This window comes from Paraburkholderia bannensis NBRC 103871, assembly GCF_000685015.1.
Classification (GTDB): Bacteria; Pseudomonadota; Gammaproteobacteria; order Burkholderiales; family Burkholderiaceae; genus Paraburkholderia; species Paraburkholderia bannensis.
In genome coordinates, this window is the sequence record NZ_BAYA01000007.1 from 182,669 (window position 1) to 198,557 (window position 15,889).

Here is a 15,889-nt window from a genome sequence, read left to right on the forward strand (position 1 = left end):
GCGAACAGGCCCGCGTCAGGTTCTTAACCGGCTTCCAGCATCAACAACTGCGCGCCATCGGCCACCTGGTCGCCCACGCCGTAGAGCACTTCGGTGACTTTACCGGCAGCGGGCGCGCCGATGGTGTGTTCCATCTTCATCGCCTCCATGACGATGAGCGGCGTGCCCTTTTCCACGACTGCGCCTGGTTCGACGAGTACGGCGATCACCTTGCCCGGCATCGGCGCAGTGAGACGGCCCTCGCCGTGTTCTGCGTCCGCTGCGTGTGCGAGCAGGTTTTGCCATTCGAAAGCCATTGCCGTGCCAAGGCAGAACACATGGAACACGTCGCCATCGATAAACACACGGCCCGTGACGCGCGTATTGCCAATCGTCGCGCCATATTCCGGCGCCTGCGCGGCACGCCACCACGTGTAGCTTTCTTCGCGACCCGAGCTATCGAGCGTCTGTGCGCCGCCATCGTGCGAGAACGCCACCGGCAATGCCGCTTCGGTTTCAACATCGCGCCACGCAAACGTCTGCTTGAAGCCGCTATTCAAGCGCCAATGGCCTAACGCCTGCCACGGCGAAGCGCTTTGCGTTGCGCCCCCTTCACGGTCGATCAGCGCTGCGCAAGCCAGCGCAAGCGCCTCGCGCAACGGCTTTTCACGCGCGCCAAACAACGCATCGTGATGACGCTCGATGAGTCCCGTGTCGAGATCGGCGGCAGCAAACGGCTCGCACGTCACCAGTCGATGCAGGAACTCCACGTTCGTATGCGGCCCGACGATCTCGCACTCTTCGAGCGCGCGGCGCATGCGCGCGAGCGCATCGTCACGCGTCGCGCCATGCACGATGAGCTTGGCGATCATCGGATCGTAGAACGGCGTGATGGTGTCGCCTTCGCGCACGCCGCTGTCGATGCGCACACTCGCGCGCTGCCCCGCATCGCCGAGCCGGAATTCCACGCCATCCGGCATGCGCAGATGCTTGAGCGTACCTGTCGAGGGCAGGAAGCCGCGCGCCGGATTCTCCGCATAAATACGGGCTTCGAGCGCGTGCCCCGTCACCGTCAGTTGCGATTGTTCGAGCGGCAGCGGCTCGCCCGCCGCCACGCGCAACTGCCATTCGACGAGGTCGAGGCCCGTGACCATTTCCGTCACCGGATGCTCGACTTGCAGGCGCGTGTTCATCTCCATGAAGTAGAAGTCCGCGCCGGTCATGATGAATTCGACCGTGCCCGCGCCCACGTACTGCACGGCGCGCGCGGCGGCCACGGCCGCCTCGCCCATCGCGCGCCGCACGTCGTCGCTCAGGCCAGGTGCGGGCGCTTCTTCCAGCACTTTCTGGTGGCGGCGCTGCACCGAGCAGTCGCGATCGAACAGGTACACCGCGCCGCCCAGTTTGTCGGCGAACACCTGCACTTCCACGTGACGCGGACGCATGAGGTACTTCTCGATCAGCACCCGGTCGTTGCCGAAGCTGCTCGCGGCCTCGCGCTTGCACGAAGCCAGCGCCGCCGCGAAGTCCTCGCTGCACTCGACCACGCGCATGCCTTTGCCGCCACCGCCAGCGCTCGCCTTGAGCAGCACCGGGTAGCCCATCGCATCGGCTTCGCGCTGCAGCAGCGCCGCGTCCTGGTCGTCGCCGTGGTAGCCCGGCACGAGCGGCACTGCCGCCGCGTGCATCAGCGCCTTGGCGGCGGCCTTCGATCCCATCGCGGCAATCGCCTCGACGGGCGGCCCGATAAAGACAATGCCGGCTTCTTCGCAGGCCCGGCCAAAATCTTCGTTTTCCGAAAGAAATCCATAACCCGGATGAATCGCTTCAGCGCCCGTTGCCTTTGCGGCGGCAATGATGCGCTCGATGCGCAGATAGCTTTGCTGGGCGCTCGCTTCGCCGATATGCACGGCCTCATCGCAGGCAGCGACATGTTTCGCATTAGCGTCGGCGTCCGAATAGACGGCCACGCTCTTGACGCCGAGCCGTCGGCAGGTCGCCGCGACCCGGCAGGCAATCTCGCCCCGGTTGGCAATCAGAATCTTGTTGAACATAAAGAGTCTCGCTAAGAGGTCTGGGGCGGATCTCAGGCGCGCCAGAGCGGCGTGCGCTTTTCAAGGAACGACGACACGCCGTCGCGCCCTTCACCGCTTGCGCGGATACGCGCGATGCGCCGCGCCGTATCGTCGATCAATGCATCGTCGATCGTCACGTTCGCGACGTCCTGCACGAGTTGCTTGCACTCGCGCACTGCGTTCGGGCTGTTCGCGCAAAGCGTGTCGGCGATGCGTTGCACGGCGGCGTCCAGCTCTGCTGCGCTCACGGCTTCGCTCACGAGGCCAAGGCGCAGCGCCGTCGCGCAATCAAAGGCTTCTGCCGTGACGAAATAGCGCCGCGAAGCCTGCTCGCCCAATGCGCGAATCACATACGGCGCAATGGTGGCGGGCATGAGGCCGAGCCGCGCCTCGGACAGGCAGAAGTGCACCGTATCCGCCGCCACGACGATATCGGCCGTGCAGACCAGCCCCATGCCGCCCGCGTAGGCATCGCCATGCACGCGCGCGATCACCGGCTTCGGACAGCGATAGATCGCCGACAGCATGTGTGCGAGACGCAGCGCATCGGCGTGGTTCTCTTCGTCGGAGTAACCAGCCATCCTGCGCATCCAGTTCAGGTCTGCTCCGGCGCAGAAAGCCTTGCCATTGCCCGCGAGCACAATCGCCCGCACATCGTCACGCGTGCCGAGTGCGGTGAACGCGGCAGTCAGGTCGGCGATCATCGCCTCGTTGAACGCATTGCGCACGTCCGGGCGATTGAGCGTGACCGTGGCCACATGGCCCGCGAATTCGACCGTGAGCGTTTCGTAGTTCATTGTGATGCCTCCTCCTCGCTCGCGGCCTTACATGCGGAACACGCCAAAACGCGTGTCCTCGATGGGCGCATTCATCGTCGCCGAAAGCCCCAGGCCCAGCACGTCGCGCGTCTGCGCGGGATCGATCACGCCGTCGTCCCACAGGCGCGCGCTCGCGTAATACGGATGGCCCTGGCGCTCGTACTGCTCGCGGATCGGCTGCTTGAACGCTTCCTCTTCCTGCGTGCTCCAGCTGCCGCCCTTCGCCTCGATGCCGTCGCGGCGCACCGTGGCAAGCACCGACGCAGCCTGCTCCCCGCCCATCACTGAAATACGCGCATTGGGCCACATCCACAGGAAGCGCGGCGAATACGCACGGCCGCACATGCCGTAGTTGCCCGCGCCAAACGAGCCGCCGATGATGACCGTGAATTTCGGCACCTTCGCCGTGGCCACGGCCGTCACCATCTTCGCGCCGTTGCGCGCGATGCCTTCGTTTTCGTACTTGCGGCCCACCATGAAGCCCGTGATGTTCTGCAGGAACACGAGCGGGATTTTTCGTTGCGCGCACAACTCAATGAAATGCGCGCCCTTCAAGGCCGACTCGGAAAACAGAATGCCGTTGTTTGCGACGATGCCGACCGGATGGCCCCAGATATGCGCAAAGCCCGTCACGAGCGTCGTGCCATAGCGCGCCTTGAATTCGTCGAATGCCGAATCGTCGACGATGCGCGCAATCACTTCGCGCACGTCGAAAGGCTTGCGCGTATCGACGGGAATCACGCCGTAGAGGCTCTTTGCGTCGTAACGCGGCGGCAGCGGCTCGCGCAGCGCAACAGGCGGCACCTTCGTGCGATTCAGGTTGCCGACGATCGAGCGCGCAATCCCTAGCGCGTGAGCGTCGTTTTGCGCGAGATGATCGGCCACGCCGGAAAGACGCGTATGCACGTCGCCGCCGCCGAGGTCTTCGGCGCTGACCTCCTCGCCCGTCGCCGCTTTCACGAGCGGCGGGCCGCCCAGGAAAATCGTGCCCTGGTTCTTCACGATGATCGATTCGTCGCTCATCGCGGGCACGTAGGCGCCGCCCGCGGTGCACGACCCCATCACCACCGCGATCTGCGGAATGCCTTGCGCGGAGAGATTCGCCTGGTTGTAGAAGATGCGGCCAAAGTGGTCGCGGTCGGGAAACACATCGTCCTGGTTCGGCAGGTTCGCGCCGCCCGAATCGACCAGGTATACGCAAGGCAGATTATTTTCCTGCGCGATTTCCTGCGCGCGCACGTGCTTCTTCACCGTGACCGGATAGTACGTGCCGCCCTTGACCGTGGCGTCGTTGCAGACGATCACGCACTCCTGGCCCGCGATGCGCCCGATGCCCGTGATGACGCCCGCACCCGGCGCGTCGTCGTTGTACATGCCGTAGGCCGCGAGCTGCGAAAGCTCCAGGAACGGCGTGCCCGGATCGAGCAGTTGCGCGATGCGCTCGCGCGGCAGCAGCTTGCCGCGCGAGACGTGCTTGTCGCGTGCGGCCTCGCCGCCACCCAGCGAGAGCTTCTGGATTTTTTCGCGCAGGTCGGCAACCAGCGCTTCAAGCGCGGCCGAATTGGCCTTGAAGTCGTCCGAACGCGGGTTGAGCTTGGTTTCGATGATCGGCATTTCGTTGTCCTCGCAACGTTCTGGCTAGCGTGCGTTCAGGCAGTTTCCGCGAACAGTTCGCGGCCGATCAACATGCGGCGAATCTCGCTCGTGCCCGCGCCGATTTCGTAGAGCTTCGCGTCGCGCCAGAGACGTCCCACGGGATACTCGTTGATATAGCCGTTGCCGCCCAGGATCTGGATCGCTTCGCCGGCCATCCACGTGGCCTTTTCGGCGGTATAGAGAATCACGCCCGCGCAGTCCTTGCGCACCTGGCGCACGTGATCCTTGCCAAGCGTGTCGAGCTGGCGACCCACCGCGTAGAGATACGCGCGGCACGCCTGATAGGTGGTGTAGAGATCGGCGACCTTGCCTTGAATGAGCTGGAATTCGCCGATCGCCTGGCCGAACTGCTTGCGCTCGTGGATATACGGCACGACCGCGTCCATCACGGCGGCCATGATGCCGGTGGGGCCGCCCGCGAGCACGGCGCGCTCGTAATCGAGCCCGCTCATCAGCACCTTCACGCCGCCATTGAGCTGGCCGAGGATATTCTCCTCAGGCACTTCCACGTCCTGAAACACGAGCTCGCCCGTATGCGAGCCGCGCATGCCCAGCTTGTCGAGCTTCTGCGCGACGGAGAAGCCCTTCATGCCCTTTTCGACGATAAAGGCCGTCATGCCCTTCGGGCCCGCTTCGAGATCGGTCTTGGCATAGACCACCAGCGTGTCGCAATCCGGGCCGTTGGTAATCCACATTTTCGTGCCGTTGAGCACGTATTTGTCGCCCTTTTTATCGGCGCGCAGCTTCATGCTGACGACGTCCGAACCCGCGTTCGGCTCGCTCATGGCAAGCGCGCCGATATGTTCGCCGGAGACGAGCTTAGGCAGGTACTTGCGCTTTTGCGCTTCGGTGCCGTTGCGGTGGATCTGGTTCACGCAGAGATTCGAATGCGCGCCGTACGAAAGGCCCACCGAAGCCGACGCGCGCGAGATCTCCTCCATCGCGACCATGTGCGCGGTGTAGCCCATGTTCGCGCCGCCGTACTCCTCCGAAACCGTCATGCCGAGCACGCCCAGGTCGCCGAACTTGCGCCACAGATCCATGGGGAACTGGTCGGTGCGATCAATCTCGCCAGCGCGCGGCGCGATCTCCTTCGCCGCAAAATTAGCAATGCTGTCGCGCAGCATCTCGATCTCTTCGCCAAGCGGGAACTGCAAACCGGGTACGTTGCTCATCTGATGTCTCCTTTGTCGGCTCGGGCATAAGCGAGCGCGCTGTGATCGTGCGGCGATCTATTGCATGAGCGCTCGTGGCTGCCCCTCGGGGACACATTTCACGCCACATTTACGTTAACGTCAATAGGTATTTTTGAGTGACGCTCAGATTTACGGACTTGAGCCACCAAAGCGCTTCCAGATGGCTTGCAAAGCAGGCTGCATGGTGCATAATCGGCACGAATTCCGCCTCAAACTGAACCTTACTCATAATGTCAGCCGCTCCTCATACCCTTCTGCCCGCCTCGCGCCGCGAACCCGCCGGGCGCAAGTCCCAGCAGCGCGTGAAGGAAATTCTCGAAGCAGGCCGCGCTGTGTTTTCCGAAAAGGGCTACACGCGCGCCACGACGGCCGAGATCGCGCAGCGGCTGGGCATTTCCGAGGCCACGGTGTTCAGCTATTTCCGCGGCAAGCGCGAACTGTGCGCGCGCGTGATCGGCGACTGGTATGACGAATCGATCGAGGCAATCGAATCCGGCCTGCCGCGCGACGGCACGGTACGCCAGCAGTTCGCATTCATCGTACGCATGCATCTGCAATTGATGCTGGAAAGCGGCACCGGCATCTGCGAACTGGTGCTCTCCGAAGGCCGTACGCGCCATCACGACCTGAGCGAGGCGCTCATGGAAATGCAGCGGCGTTACACTGCGCCGCTCATGCGCGTGCTCGCGCGCGGCCAGGAATGCGGGCAGATCCGCAACGACATGCCGCTGCGCCTGCTGCGCTCGCTGGTATTCGGGCCGATGGAGCACGTGCTGTGGGACGCCACGCTCGCCAACCGCCGCACCGATATCGACGCTACAGCAGAACAGCTTGCCGACGTGCTGTGGAGCGCGCTGCAGCCGCCCAATCTCGAACTGGCCGCGCTCGCGCAATTCAGCCAGGACGTGGGCGAAGCGATGCAAAAGCTGGCGCGCGAACGTGCGCCGCGCAAGGCTGGCATGCGCTCGACGCATGACTGAGGCCACGCGCGGCTCGATTGGGTCAATCGACGCGATTTCGCGCTAAGCTGGCAGGCGTCTTTGTTCAGCCCCCGGACGCCATGCACAGCACGCTCACTGCTCCGCTCGCCTCACGCTTCGCCACGCTCGCGCTCGCCCATCTCACGCGCGAATATCCGAACAGGCTCACGCATTCGCTCGCCGGGCCGCAAGACGTGCTGGGGCCGCGCGCATTGCATCCCGTGTTTTACGGCAGTTATGACTGGCATTCATGCGTGCACGGTTACTGGCTCGTCGCGCATCTGCTGGCGCGTTTTCCCGCTTTGCCCGAAGCACCGCGCATCGTTGCCGTTATCGACGAGCATTTCACTGAAGCGAACATGGCGGGCGAGCGGGCGTATCTCGACCAGCCGCACAACCGCAACTTCGAGCGCCCTTATGGATGGGCGTGGCTGCTCGCGCTCGCGGGACAGTTGCACGACATGAAGTCGCCGGAAGCGGCGCGCTGGTCGCGCCTGCTCGCGCCGCTCACGGACGCTTTTGTCGAGCGATTCGAAGAGTTCCTGCCGAAAGCGACGTATCCGCTGCGCGTGGGCACGCATTTCAACACGGCGTTTGCGCTGACGCTTGCGCTGGATTTCGCGCGGCAAACCGCGCGCGATTCGTTAGCAAGACTGATTGAAGACACGGCGCGCAGGTGGCACGAAGGCGACGCCGGTTGCCAGGCATGGGAGCCGGCGGGCGACGAATTTCTCTCGCCTTCGTTGATGGAAGCGGTGTTGATGAGCCGCGTGATGGGCGGCGATGAGTTCACGGCGTGGTTCACGCGCTTTCTGCCTGCGCTCGCCACGCGCGAGCCCGCCACGTTGTTCCTGCCCGCGACGGTCACCGACCGCAGCGACGGCAAGATCGCCCATCTGGATGGGCTCAACCTCAGCCGCGCGTGGTGCCAGCGCACCCTCGCGCGCGTGCTGCCCGAAGGCGACACGCGCGTCGCGATACTGCAAGATGCGGCCCAGACGCATCTGGACGCCGCCTTGCAGCACGTCGCGGGCGACTACATGGGCGAGCACTGGCTCGCCAGTTTCGCCACGCTTGCGCTGGAGGCATAACAACGGCTTTACGCCGTCGCCGCCTCCATCGCCACGCGCTCGCACAGTGAGACCGGATCGAGCAGCATGAGCGTGCCCTGCCCCGGCAATTCCACCGCCTCGCGCATGTCGCAGCGCACATTCGCGCCCGCGCCGCGCGTGAGCATCGTGGGCATCGTCAGTTGCGCGCCGCCCTTGAGCGTGACGATGTCCTCCACCGAATCGACCAGCAGGCCGAATTTCTCGCCGTGATGCTCGACGATCAGGATTTTCGCGTGCACGAGGTCTTCATAGGGCGGCATCGCATACATCGCGCGCACGTCGATCACCGTCACGATGTTGCCGCGCAGGTTCAGCACGCCACGCACGAAAGCAGGGAGCCCCGGCGTCTTCACGATATCGTCGCGATAATCGATCACTTCGCGCAATTCGGCGATACGCACGCCCACCAGCTGGCCGATGCGGAACGTCACGATCGTCTGGCGCGTGCCGTTGCCGCGCTTTTGCGCTGCCGTGGCCGCTTCCGTGGCTTTGCGATAGAGGTCGCGGTGACCGGTCGCCACCGCCGCGATGCGTGCATTCTCATAGAGCGCGTCGGCGCTCACGAGCAGCACGCCCGCCACGCCGTCCGCGGCCAGGTACCCGGCGAACAGCGAGCGGTGCGCAGCGCCATACGACGGCATCGGCAGGATCTGGTCGTCGCGATACGCAACGATGCTCGCCACCTCATCCACTAGCAGTCCGAAATAAAGCTCGTCGCGACGCAGCACGACGATACGCCGGTCATCGGCGCTGACCTCGCAATCGGGTGCACGCGCAAAGCCCAGAAATCGCCCGAAGTCGAGCACCGGAACGGTCGCGCCGCGCAGATTGAGCATGCCAATACAGACATCGTCGGCAAATGGCGAGTGCTGCAACGCCGGCACGCGGATAATTTCCTGAATCGCGCCCATCGGCAGTGCGAGCGCCGTATCGCCGACCTTGAACGATACGTTCTGGCGCCGCTGCCCCTGTTGCACGCGCCGCTCGGTTGTGCGCGCAACCGGTTCGGCAAGATGGGGCACGTCGCGCAACTGCAGCAGCGCGGCGGCGGAAAGCACTTGCAGGATGCGCTCGCCGCCATTGAGCTTGAGCACCGCGCCTATCGCCGAAGGCGCACTGCCTTCGACCGTTTCAATCGTAATCACCTGGTCTTTCGGCACCCGCAGGATTTCGCCCGTGGCGTCGAACTGCAGGCCCACGCGCGCATTCGCCGTTTCGACAATGGCGATCTTGCGCACGCCCGTCGCGCCTTCCGCGGGGAGGTTCAACAACTGGCGCAGATCGACCACCGGAATCAGCGTGCCGCGCAGGTTGAACAGCCCGAGCAGATAAGGCGGCGCGAGCGGCACGGGCGTGAGCGTGCCGGGATGATTGACCACTTCCTGGAGCGCGGTGACGGGCAGCGCCAGCTCCGTCCCGGCCAGATGAAACGACCCGTATAGCTCTAGCTGGCCACCCACGGCCTGCGAACGATGATTCATCGTCAAGCTCCGTTTGGTATGAGCGTTGTGACGGTTTGCACGCCGCTCACGCGGGGCGCGAAAACCGTCTCACCGCATAATGCGGCTGTTCGCAGTCGATGGTGAGTTGCCGCCCGCATTCGCCGCCCACGTCCATGTGAACGACGCGCACGCCCGCGCCCGCCAGCACCTGCTGTGCCATCCGCACGTTGAGTTCGCCAATCGGCTCGTGCAGCGTGGTGCGATGCTGCATCATGTTGGCCCCGCCCGCGAGCACGGCTTCGATTTCGCCGTCGGGCGCAGCCTGCGCGCCCATCATCGAAATCAACGCGGGCAACGCGTCGATCACGTATTTCGCGCCATTGCCGAGTTGCGCACCGGGTACCGCATAGCGCGAATGGCCAACCGGCTGCGGCAGCAGGCAATGCGCAAGGCCATAAGTATTGCGCGCGCGCCACAGCAGCCCGATCCCCACGCACGATCCCAGCGTCGCACGCAGAACCCGCGCCTCGCTGCCGCTGCTCACCGCGATCTCGCACATCTTCACTTGAAGGTCACGCGTGCTCATGGTCGCGCTCCTCACGGTGATGGCCGTTGCGATAAATCAGCGGCTGCTCAAACGTGAAGCCCGTCGACACGCGGCTAAGCGACTCCGACTCGCCGACGATCAGCACGGCATCGGGCTTCATCGCGCGGCGCACGTTGGAAAGCACGGCTTGCTGCCCGTCGAGATCGAAATAGATCAGCACGTTGCGCAACAGAACCAGGTCGAACTGGCCCAGGTCGCGTGGCACGGCGTAGAGGTTGTGCTGGCGAAACGAGACATGCGTGCGCAGCGCGTCATTGACGGTGGCCTGCGCACCTTCGCTGCGAAACCACTTCTGTAGCAGCGCGGGATGGTTCGCGCGCAGACCTTCGACACTGCGGCCCTGATAGCTGCCCGCGCGCGCATTCGCCAGAATGCCGTCTGAAATGTCCGTACCGACGATGGCGTAGCGAAACGCCGGTTCGCTGACGCGGAACTCTTCGCACAGCATCGCCGTCGTCCACGCCTCTTCACCGCTCGACGCCGCCGCCGACCAGATGCGCAACGGCGTGCCCGCGTGCGCCGCGTGCCATTGCGGCAAGAACGTCTGCGCGAGGTATTCCCAGATGCGCGGCGTGCGAAAGAACGAGGTCTCGTTCGTCGTCACGAGGTCGATGAAGTCGCGCACTTCTTCGGTGCTGGTATCGAGCACCTGAAGATAGTCGCTGTAGTCCGGCAGCCCGAGCGCCATCACGCGGCGGCGCAAGCGGCCCTTGAGCATCGTCCACTTGCGCTCGTTCATGGCGATGCCCGTATGACGGCGCACCTGTTCGATCAGTGCACGCTGCACCGATGGTTCGACATCCTTATCGATATCCATTGCCGTGCTCCCCGCGCGTCAAACGACAAAGCGCGCAACCGTCTTGTCGAGGCCTTCGGCGCCGCCCTTCAGGGTAGCGGCCGCACGGGCAATGGTGTCGCAGGCGCCTGCGGACTTCTCGGTTTCCTCGGCCACCTGCTGGATCGCAGCGGCCACTTCGCGCGCGGCGATCAATTGCTCGTCCGCGCCACAGGAAATTTCGGAAATCGCCTGGGTCGTGCGGCTCACGCCGCTCAGGATGCGCTCGAACGCTTCGCCGGCCTGCTTCGAAATTTCGCTGCCTTGCGCCACGCGCTTGACCGACTCGTTGATGAGCTTGGAAATTTCCTTGGTCGCCTGCGAGGAGCGTTCCGCGAGCTTGCGCACTTCGTCGGCGACGACCGAGAAGCCCAGGCCATGCTCGCCCGCACGCGCCGCTTCGATCGCCGCATTGAATGCGAGCAGGTTGGTCTGGCTCGCGATCTCGCCGATCACCTTGATGATCTCGCCGATGTCCTCCGACGAACGGTTGATCAGCTCCATCGCCTCGATCGAGCGCGTGACGGCCTTCGAGCCGCGTTCCGCTTCCTGCTGCGTGTCCTTGGCGAGCTGATCCGCGCCGCGCGAGTTATCGGCGATCGAGTTGATCGATGCGGTCAGTTCCTCGATCGACGCGTTCATTTCCTCGACGGTCGCACCGAGCAATTGCGCGCCGCCCGCAACGGTATCCGCGCGCGCCGCGATGTCCTGCGACGAGTCCTTGAACGTGCCCGCCGACTCCACCACCTTGCCGATCACGCCCGCCAGGTCGCTCATCATGCTCTTGATGCCGGCCGCGAGCTGATCGATCGGCTCGTCGCCCTGTACGTCCACCTCGCCGCTCAGGTCGCCGCTTGCTGCCTTGCGCACCGTTTCCAGCAGCTTTTCGACCTTGCGTTGATCGTCTTCGGCACGACGCTTCACGCTCTCTTCCAGCTCGACCTGCGCGGTCACGTCGTTGGCGAATTTCACGACCTTGTAGAGACGGCCGTTGACGTCGAAGATCGGGTTATAGGTCGCCTGGATCCACACCACGCGCCCGCCCTTGCCGATGCGCTTATAGCGGCCCATGTCGTATTCGCCGCGATTGAGCTTGGCCCAGAACTCGCGATAGTCGGGCGAAGCCGCATACGCTTCTTCGCAGAACATGCGGTGATGCTTGCCCTGGATTTCGTCGAGACGATATCCGAGCGTGTCGAGGAAATTCTGGTTCGCCTGCAACACAATGCCCGTGGTGTCGAATTCGATCACCGCCTGGGCCTTGTCGATGGCGCGCAGGCGGCCAGCGGATTCAGCGTGCTCGTACTTGGCCTGCGTGATATCGGTCGCGAACTTGATGACCTTGTAGGGACGGCCTTCCTTGTCGAGCACCGGGTTATAAGAAGCGTTGATCCAGACTTCGCGGCCGTCGCGCGCCACGCGCCGGTACTCGCCACGATCGAATTCGCCGCGACCAAGACGCTCCCAGAACAAGCGGTACGTTTCGCTACACGCATATTCAGGATCACAGAACATCCGGTGGTGCTTGCCGCGCACTTCATCCAGCGTATAGCCGAGCGTCTTCAGGAAATTGTCGTTGGCATGCAGGATGATGCCCTGAAGATCGAACTCGATTACGGCCTGCACCCGGTTCAGTGCGGCGCTCACCGCGCTCAGCTCGACCAGTTCGAGCTCACGGTCCGGCGTCGAATGTTCCATCGTTTTCCCTCGTAGTTTTGTGGTTCGCAAGAACGGGCTTTCCAGGCGCATTCATGCGTAAGGCCTGCGGACTAATACTTATCCAGCAGGCGCTCTCTCAGTAACTTTTGTAATATATTTAATAATGTTCGGCCTGGCCGAATCATTTAAATCAGAAATAGAACTTTCACCGGTAAACCGGCTTTCCCTACCAGCGCTATAACGGCCATATAGTCCTGAGCTTGACCAGGGGTTTTCGCTAATGCAAACGTTTGCATCCCCGTATTTATGGGCCCTGATACGGAGTGATTTTTATTATCTTTCAAAGACTTTCCTGAAAATGCCACACCATGAAATTATGGGGACACAAAATATCTCGCGTTGCAATTATTTGTATGTTGGCGTTGAAATTATTCTGCTGTAGTTTCAATAAAAAACGCGCGCCATTTGGTGGCGCGCGTTCAATGTTGTAACTCCTGAAATCAGGACGTAAGCCAGGCGACATAGGGAGCCGCTGTGCCGCCAGCCGCCGATGCGTCGATTCCGTAGTAGACGCGCTTGCCGTAGAAGAACGGCATGCCCAGGTCGACCGTCTGCGCGAGGAACGCGCCGAGGTTGCTGAAGGCGAAGTTGTAGGTCGCGAACAGTGCGTTGGCGTTGCCGATAGCGAGGTCTGCCGTTGCGCTCGTGCCGCGTGCGTCGGTGAATGCGACCGTGCGGTTGACCGGCGACGACGGTACGTAGAAGCCACCGTCCTGCACGATCGCGTAGTCCTCGAAGTTCAGCGCGTTCGAGCCTGAATCGACGAAGGACTGGATCGCGCTGGCGCCGCCCAGACTGCCGGTGAAATTGCCCCAGCGATCCGTCGCCATGACCGTGGCGCCAGCACTCGCCAACGTGTTGTTCGACTGGGTGCCGATGCCGAACGTGAGCGTGCCGCTCGCTGTCGGCGCGCCGTTCGCGCTGACGGTCGGCATATCGACGATCACGCCGTTATTGTCGACGGGGAACAGCGCCACCGGATTCGTGATCTGGCGCGCGAGCGGCATGGAGATCGGCGTGGCGACGGCGGCGTCCGCGTAGTAGTAGCCCGTCGCGGGCGTACTGCGCGCGCACGCCGCGCCGCAATCGTAGCGCGCGACGCCCACGCCCAGAATGCCGTTCGCGCCCAGCACGGCAGCGCTTGAGAGCGCCGTGTTCCAGATGCAGGACGCGGGGGCCGCTGAGCCGATGGCCGTATCGCCGATTACCTGGATGGGCACGGACGGCGCAACTTCTGCGGACATCTTCACGTCGGCGCTACGCAAGCTGCCCCACGTATAACCCGATCCGAAAGCCCCGCAAGCCGCGACGTTGCGGCCGCTCGTAGCGTCGGTCTGCAACGGCAGCGCGGCAAGCGTCGCAGCGGGAATCGTCGAGGCGAACAGGCGCAGGCCGAACGAGCCGGTGTCGAGCAGGACGTTGTCGATCGTCGCACAGCTGGCAGCGCCACCGCTACCGGGACGGCAGATCGTCACGCTCACGAGCGGAAAGTTGCGCACGGCGCTGGCTGCGGAAACGCGCACGGGGATCGTGTTGCCGATGTCCGCAGCGCCGCCGTTGCCGGAGGTGCCGGAGCCTCCCGCATCGCTCCCTGAGCCCGACGTTCCTGAGCCTGAAGTTCCTGATCCGGACGTGCCCGAACCTGCCGTGCCGGAACCTGAATCGCTCGATGAACCGCCCGAGCCCGAGGATGCCGAGCCAGAGCCTGAACCGTTCGCAGCTGTGCCACCGCCCGAATTCGGGCTCGACGTCCCTGAGTTGTTGCCGCTGGTATTGCCTGTCGCGCCACCTGCGTTGCCAGTGCCTCCCGAGTTGCCGGTATTCGTGGAGTTCGAGCTGGAACCGGAGCTTCCCGTCGCCGCCCCGCTGACCGCGCCATTGGACGCCGCCGCGTTACTGGCCGGACTGCTGTCGCCGCCCCCACCGCCGCCGCACGCCGCCAGCAGCACACTTGCGCTGAACGCGCAGGCCAGAATGATCTTGTGCATTGCGCGCTCCCTCATTGAATCTGCCGCGTATCGAAGCCCTGCGGCAACGCTTGCGGCAACCATGCACGCCCATTGAGCGCGCCCATATGGCCACCGGTCTCGACGACCAGATCGCCCTGGCGCAACGCGACCGGCCCATACCCGCCGCCACGCGACGCCTGCATCGTCGCGAGCCCCTTTTGCCATGCGGGAAAATAGCTGCCCAGCAGCACATCGAGCGAGCCAATGCGCGGGCCGCGCCACGAAACTGCGAACACCGTGCCGCGCGCATCGAGGTATTCGTGAATCACCGTGTCGTTGTCGAGCGTGGCAGTCGTGACGCTGAAAGACGCGGCGTTGCTAGCAGCAGCCATGAGGCGCGTGCCGGGCGTGTGTTGCGTGTCAGGCCAACTGGGCGTGCCGCCCAGCGCTGCGCAGGCGGGCAGCGCGGCGCACCCTAGCGCGACCGCGAGACCTGCTATCAGGATCCCCTTCATGTTGTAGTCCTTAGTAGTCTGATGGGAGGTGTATTGCGGGATGCTCGCTTCGCGAGAAGCTCGGCCTGAGTCTAAGTGGGCGTACCGGCCGCGCCGAGCACTGTGATTCGAAATGACTTTTCGAATTTTTCGCGACCGCGCAGGCGATATGCGCGAGACTTCTGGAGCGTCCGTTGGGAGCGGCTTCGGCGCGAATTGAAGGGGATCGCTGAATGGAAAGACGGCGGCTGGGAAACGCTCAATTGGCGCTTATCTGATCGACTGCTCTTGCTCTGTCGGAAAAACAGCAAAATTCGGAGTCTTCGTAGAGACGGGGTATGTCCAATTATTACAAGACACGACGCCCCGGACGGGGGCCGCTTCGGCCAGCCATGCGCACAAAAGGCGAGGGATCGCGCCACAAAGCCGTAGCTTGCGCGCCGATCGGCGCGTAACGAAGCGTTCGCGCAACCAATCGGCCTTTCCGTTGTAACAACTCGAAAAAACGGCGCAACTCCCGTAATTGCCTTGCGCACTACGATGACTTAGCGTTGGAAGATGCAGGGGCACGACCGTGCGGGAATCATCCCGCCAGCCGCGCTGCCCGAATCCATCCGTTCTGGAGATCGTTGTGAGAAGGTCGAAATTGATACTTGGGGCTGCGGTCGCCGCCGTCGCCTGTGCGAGCGGGGCGGCGCAGGCCGCGCGGGTCGGCGTCTTCATTGGCGGCGGCGTGCCTTACTACTACCCGGTCGCCCCCGCGCCGTATTACTGGGGGCCGCCGCCCGTGATCGTCGCGCCGCCGCCCGATGCGCCCGAATATATCGAGCAGGGCCAGCCGCAAGCGGCGGCCGGCAACTACCAGGGCAGCGCTCAAGGCAACTACCAGCAAGGCCCCGCCGACGCCGGCGACAACAGCGACACCTGGTACTACTGCGACGCATCGAAAACCTATTACCCGTACGTGAAGCAGTGCTCGTCGGGCTGGCGCTCCGTGCCCGCCCAAACGGCGCCTTCAAACTGATTT

13 protein-coding genes are annotated in these 15,889 nt (G+C 63.7%); 3 read left to right on the forward strand and 10 right to left on the reverse strand.

The window, feature by feature from the left end; genetic code table 11:
- Positions 1 to 23: 23 nt before the first annotated feature.
- From BBA01S_RS14130 to BBA01S_RS14145, 4 genes are read right to left on the reverse strand one after another with little or no spacing between them, the layout of a single operon-like run.
- Positions 24 to 2,033, reverse strand: a complete 2,010-nt coding sequence (locus BBA01S_RS14130) for an acetyl/propionyl/methylcrotonyl-CoA carboxylase subunit alpha (RefSeq protein ID WP_027817031.1) — start codon at positions 2,031 to 2,033, stop codon at positions 24 to 26.
- Positions 2,034 to 2,065: 32 nt separating this feature from the next.
- Positions 2,066 to 2,851: an enoyl-CoA hydratase/isomerase family protein gene (locus tag BBA01S_RS14135; RefSeq protein WP_027817032.1), complete on the reverse strand. Its 786-nt coding sequence runs from the start codon at positions 2,849 to 2,851 to the stop codon at positions 2,066 to 2,068.
- 27 nt (positions 2,852 to 2,878) lie between these two features.
- Complete coding sequence (locus BBA01S_RS14140; RefSeq protein ID WP_027817033.1) at positions 2,879 to 4,486, reverse strand: carboxyl transferase domain-containing protein; 1,608 nt, start codon at positions 4,484 to 4,486, stop codon at positions 2,879 to 2,881.
- A gap of 35 nt (positions 4,487 to 4,521) precedes the next feature.
- Positions 4,522 to 5,703 carry an isovaleryl-CoA dehydrogenase gene (locus BBA01S_RS14145; protein WP_027817034.1) on the reverse strand — a complete coding sequence of 394 codons (1,182 nt, stop codon included), beginning with the start codon at positions 5,701 to 5,703 and terminating at the stop codon, positions 4,522 to 4,524.
- Between the two features lie 251 nt (positions 5,704 to 5,954).
- Here BBA01S_RS14145 and BBA01S_RS14150 point away from each other — a divergent pair, with 251 nt between their 5' ends.
- Entirely contained in the window at positions 5,955 to 6,704 is a 750-nt protein-coding gene (locus BBA01S_RS14150) for a TetR/AcrR family transcriptional regulator (RefSeq protein WP_027817035.1), read from the forward strand.
- Positions 6,705 to 6,784: 80 nt separating this feature from the next.
- Positions 6,785 to 7,795, forward strand: a complete 1,011-nt coding sequence (locus BBA01S_RS14155; RefSeq protein WP_027817036.1) for a DUF2891 domain-containing protein — start codon at positions 6,785 to 6,787, stop codon at positions 7,793 to 7,795.
- Between the two features lie 8 nt (positions 7,796 to 7,803).
- Here BBA01S_RS14155 and BBA01S_RS41205 read toward each other — a convergent pair whose 3' ends face one another.
- From BBA01S_RS41205 to BBA01S_RS14185, 6 genes are all read right to left on the reverse strand, one after another.
- Positions 7,804 to 9,297: a chemotaxis protein CheW gene (locus BBA01S_RS41205; RefSeq protein ID WP_052391749.1), complete on the reverse strand. Its 1,494-nt coding sequence runs from the start codon at positions 9,295 to 9,297 to the stop codon at positions 7,804 to 7,806.
- 46 nt (positions 9,298 to 9,343) lie between these two features.
- Complete coding sequence (locus BBA01S_RS14165; protein ID WP_027817037.1) at positions 9,344 to 9,844, reverse strand: chemotaxis protein CheD; 501 nt, start codon at positions 9,842 to 9,844, stop codon at positions 9,344 to 9,346.
- Entirely contained in the window at positions 9,831 to 10,682 is an 852-nt protein-coding gene (locus BBA01S_RS14170; RefSeq protein ID WP_027817038.1) for a CheR family methyltransferase, read from the reverse strand. Before BBA01S_RS14170 ends, BBA01S_RS14165 begins: the two co-directional genes overlap by 14 nt.
- Positions 10,683 to 10,700: 18 nt before the next feature.
- Positions 10,701 to 12,398, reverse strand: a complete 1,698-nt coding sequence (locus BBA01S_RS14175) for a methyl-accepting chemotaxis protein (RefSeq protein ID WP_027817039.1) — start codon at positions 12,396 to 12,398, stop codon at positions 10,701 to 10,703.
- Positions 12,399 to 12,859: 461 nt separating this feature from the next.
- On the reverse strand, positions 12,860 to 14,407 hold the full coding sequence (locus BBA01S_RS41210; RefSeq protein WP_156965942.1) for a DUF3443 family protein: 1,548 nt from the start codon (positions 14,405 to 14,407) through the stop codon (positions 12,860 to 12,862).
- Between the two features lie 11 nt (positions 14,408 to 14,418).
- A complete protein-coding gene (locus tag BBA01S_RS14185; protein WP_042297101.1) occupies positions 14,419 to 14,883 on the reverse strand; it encodes a DUF2844 domain-containing protein in 465 nt (154 codons plus the stop codon).
- Positions 14,884 to 15,493: 610 nt separating this feature from the next.
- On the opposite strand from BBA01S_RS14185, the gene BBA01S_RS14190 reads away from it, so the two are divergent.
- On the forward strand, positions 15,494 to 15,886 hold the full coding sequence (locus BBA01S_RS14190; protein WP_027817041.1) for a hypothetical protein: 393 nt from the start codon (positions 15,494 to 15,496) through the stop codon (positions 15,884 to 15,886).
- Positions 15,887 to 15,889 lie beyond the last annotated feature (3 nt).

Bases quoted from the DNA above. Each gene is read 5' to 3' on its own strand.
- BBA01S_RS14130 (WP_027817031.1), bottom strand. From the start codon at position 2,033: ATGTTCAACAAGATTCTGATTGCCAACCGGGGCGAGATTGCCTGCCGG.
- BBA01S_RS14135 (WP_027817032.1), bottom strand. From the start codon at position 2,851: ATGAACTACGAAACGCTCACGGTCGAATTCGCGGGCCATGTGGCCACG.
- BBA01S_RS14140 (WP_027817033.1), bottom strand. From the start codon at position 4,486: ATGCCGATCATCGAAACCAAGCTCAACCCGCGTTCGGACGACTTCAAG.
- BBA01S_RS14145 (WP_027817034.1), bottom strand. From the start codon at position 5,703: ATGAGCAACGTACCCGGTTTGCAGTTCCCGCTTGGCGAAGAGATCGAG.
- BBA01S_RS14150 (WP_027817035.1), top strand. From the start codon at position 5,955: ATGTCAGCCGCTCCTCATACCCTTCTGCCCGCCTCGCGCCGCGAACCC.
- BBA01S_RS14155 (WP_027817036.1), top strand. From the start codon at position 6,785: ATGCACAGCACGCTCACTGCTCCGCTCGCCTCACGCTTCGCCACGCTC.
- BBA01S_RS41205 (WP_052391749.1), bottom strand. From the start codon at position 9,297: ATGAATCATCGTTCGCAGGCCGTGGGTGGCCAGCTAGAGCTATACGGG.
- BBA01S_RS14165 (WP_027817037.1), bottom strand. From the start codon at position 9,844: ATGAGCACGCGTGACCTTCAAGTGAAGATGTGCGAGATCGCGGTGAGC.
- BBA01S_RS14170 (WP_027817038.1), bottom strand. From the start codon at position 10,682: ATGGATATCGATAAGGATGTCGAACCATCGGTGCAGCGTGCACTGATC.
- BBA01S_RS14175 (WP_027817039.1), bottom strand. From the start codon at position 12,398: ATGGAACATTCGACGCCGGACCGTGAGCTCGAACTGGTCGAGCTGAGC.
- BBA01S_RS41210 (WP_156965942.1), bottom strand. From the start codon at position 14,407: ATGCACAAGATCATTCTGGCCTGCGCGTTCAGCGCAAGTGTGCTGCTG.
- BBA01S_RS14185 (WP_042297101.1), bottom strand. From the start codon at position 14,883: ATGAAGGGGATCCTGATAGCAGGTCTCGCGGTCGCGCTAGGGTGCGCC.